Origin of the sequence: Propionivibrio sp., from assembly GCF_049316945.1 — a bacterium.
Classification (GTDB): domain Bacteria; phylum Pseudomonadota; class Gammaproteobacteria; order Burkholderiales; family Rhodocyclaceae; genus Propionivibrio.
Genome location: NZ_JBMOJE010000267.1, coordinates 1 through 3,417, shown reverse-complemented (window position 1 = coordinate 3,417; position 3,417 = coordinate 1). Strand labels below are relative to the sequence as shown.

Below are 3,417 nucleotides of genomic sequence, written 5' to 3'. Positions count from 1 at the left end.
GAAAAGAATCAAGCTCTTGATTTTGTTCGTGTCTTTCGTGATTTTCGTGGATAGACTGAGGTTTTTAGTTCAACATCTTGATCAGATGAACGAACTGGATTCCGGCCTTCGCCGGAATGACGGGGGGGGGGGGGGCGGATGGTTCGAACAAATTTACGCGGTCGGCACCTCTTCCATTGCCAGCAGGACGAGCTGGGTGGTACCGAGCTTGCCGACGATGCGGCGGGCGTTGAGCAGGAGCCGGCGCCGGCCGATGAGCGGAAAGTCGTGCTCCACCACGAATTTATCGAACGTCTTGTTGTGCATGCTGACGCTCTCCAGCAACTCGCGCAGGCCGGGAATGTTCCACTGGCCGTTGCCCAGATCGAAGATCAGGCGACCCTGGGTTTCTTCCGGCAAGACCTGGAAGCGGCTGTAGAACGAACGGCTGGCAGAGATCACCTGAAAAGCGCCATCGAGTACGACCAGCGGTTCGCGCACGGTATCGACGATGGCTTCGGCCAGTTCCCCTGCCGCCTGCATGGCCTCGGCCTTGAGCCGCTTGGTGATTTCGGTAAAGGTCAGGACCACGCCTTCGATGACGTTTTCCAGCGTGCGGTAGGGCTGGATGCGCGCCAGGAACCAGGTGCCGCTACTGGTATGCAGTTCGCCTTCCCACGGCACCAGCGAATCGAGCACGCTCTGGGCCTGGACCAGCGTCTCATCAGTTTCCAGGTACGAGCGGATGTCGGCCAGTGGCCGGCCGACATCGGTGCTCACCAGGCGATAGACCAGTTTTGCCTGGCGCGTGAAGCGCCGGATGAGCAGGTTCTGATCGAGAAAAATGGTGCCGCTATTGATGTTGTCGAGCAGGTTCTTCATGTCGTTCTGCATGCCGGCCAGTTGCTCGATCTTGCTTTGCAGTTCGGCGTTGACGGTGATCAGTTCCTCGTTGATCGATTGCAGTTCCTCGCGTGAGGTCTCCAGTTCCTCGTTGGTGGACTGCAACTCCTCGTTGGTCGATTGCAGTTCCTCGTTACCCGACTTGAGTTCCTCGTTGGTGGCCTGCTGGTCTTCGATGGTGACTTTCAGGGTTTCCTGCGTGTACGCCAGGTCGCGCTCCAGCGCCTCGATGCGGCTCGGCTCGGCCGGAGCCGTGGCGCGCTTGCGGCGGGACGTTCCGGCCGGTAGCGGTTTTGGCGCCGAAGCCACGTCCTGAAAACTGACCAGCAGCAGTCCCTGGCTGGCCGGATCGGCCAGTGGGCGCACGCTGAGGCTGACCGTCTGAAAATCGCCGTTGGTCTTCACCAGCAGTTCCCGCCCGAGGGTCGGCATGCTCTGGCTGGCGGCGGCCAGCAGCGCATTGCGCAGTTCCAGCGGCAGGCCTTCGCGCGCCATGTCCACCAGGTTGAGGCTGGCCTGGCCGGGCGCCGGGCGCAAATATTTACCGGTATCGCCGTAGACGTAAAGGATGTTGCCCTTGTTGTCGGCGACCACCGAGGCCGGCGCGTAAGCCTGCAGCAGCACGCGCTTGGTGAGCTCGGCGAAATTGGTCTCCTTGCCCAGTTTTGCCGCTTCGTCCGTCACCCGGCCGCTGGTCGCCGCCCAGGACAGGCCGCTGTGCATCAGGTTGCGCGTGGAAGTGGTCGAGTGCTCGGCGCGGTAGAACTTCCACTTGCGGTTCATGGCAGTGAATAGCTGGGTATGGTTGCCGATGCTTTCCGATGACGACAGGAAGAGCACGCCGCCCGGTTTCAGGGCGTAGTGGAAGGTCGGAATCAGACGATTCTGCAACTCCGGCTCCAGATAGATCATCAGGTTGCGGCAACTGAGCAGATCAAGCCGGGTGAAGGGTGGATCTTCGATGACGTTCTGGATGGCGAAGACCACCATCTCGCGGATTTCCTTTTTCACCCGGTAGCCGGCATCTTCCTTGGTGAAGAAACGGCGCAGCCGCTCCGGCGTCAGGTCGGCGGCGATGTTGGGCGGATAGAGGCCGGAACGTGCGCTGGCGATGGCGTCATCGTCGAGGTCGGTGGCGTAGAGTTGAACCTGGAACGTCGGCTGATGGCCAACCAGCGACTCGTCCATCAACTCGCGCAGCACGATGGCGATCGAGAAGGCCTCTTCGCCACTGGCGCAGCCGGCCACCCAGACGCGGAACACGTAGCCCTCGGGCTTGCCGGCCAGCAGTTGCGGCAGTATCTCCTCCTTGAGGGCGACGAAGGCCTCCGGATCGCGAAAGAAACTGGTGACGTTGATCAGCAGCTCCTTGAACAGGACCTGCAGTTCGGCCGGATTTTCCTTCAGGTAGCGGCTATAGACGTCGGTGTCGGTCAGATCGTGCTGCGCCATCCGGCGCTCGATACGGCGACCGATGGTGGTCTTCTTGTTGAGCGAAAAATCGTGGCCGGTGGCCGAACGGATTTGCATCAGCAGCCGGTTCATGCCGGCCAGCGAAAGCTGCAACGGCGTCGGCAGCGCGGGGAGCAGCGCCGCACTGCGCTCGAAGCCCTTCTGTGCCATGGCCAGCAAGGCCGCCGGCATCTTCTCCGCGGGCAGCACCTGCGCGGCGTAGCCGGCCTGGATGGCACTGTTCGGCATGCCGTCGTATTTCGCCGTGCCCGGCTCCTGGACCAGGGTGACGCCGCCGGCGCCGAAGATGGCGCGCAAGCCCAGGGTACCGTCGGTGCCAGTGCCGGAGAGGATGATGCCGATGGCCCGCTCGCCCTGGTCTTCGGCCAGCGAGCGCAGAAAGGCGTCGATCGGCAAGCGCTGGCCGCGCGGCATCTGCGGCACCGAGAGCTGCAGTATGCCGTGGAAGATGGCCATGTCGCGATTGGGCGGAATGATGTACACATGGTCGGGGTTCACGGCCATCTGGTCCTGCGCCTCGTGCACCGGCATTGTCGTGCTGCGTTGCAGAATTTCGGTCAGGATGCTGGCGTGGCTCGGATCGAGATGAGGAATCAGCACGTAGGCCAGGCCGCTATCTGCCGGCAGGGCGCGAAAGAATTGCTCGAAGGCCTCCAGCCCGCCGGCCGAGGCGCCGATGCCGACAATCGGGAAGCGGGCCGCCGGAGCGGATTCAGGCGCCGCATCCGCTGCCGCGGATAGCTCCGGCGTTGCCTCGGATCGGGGCTGGTCCTCGTTCGATTCCATACTGCTCGTCATCATTCACTCCCCAGCGCCGGTCTGGCGCGCTTGATTGAATTGCAACCACCCCTGCAAGCCGCATCAACAGGTCATCTACAAGGTATCAACCTGAAGGCTCAATGAATACGCCACTGTTCAGGCAGACTACTCGCAGACCGCCGGTTCATAAGGCTTGCAGCTCACCAGCAGCCCGTCATTCCTAAAAACATTCGTCATCCCAAAGAACAGCCGTCATTCCGGGCTTGACCCGGAATCCAGTGGTGCACCTCTGGATTCCGGGTC

General features: G+C 62.0%; 1 protein-coding gene. It reads right to left on the bottom strand.

All coding sequences use genetic code 11. The annotated features are described in order from the left end of the window. Nucleotides 1–153 precede the first annotated feature (153 nt). Nucleotides 154–3,156: a chemotaxis protein CheB gene (locus tag ACOYNV_RS26765; protein WP_422902866.1), complete on the bottom strand. Its 3,003-nt coding sequence runs from the start codon at nucleotides 3,154–3,156 to the stop codon at nucleotides 154–156. Between the last annotated feature and the right edge of the window lie 261 nt (nucleotides 3,157–3,417).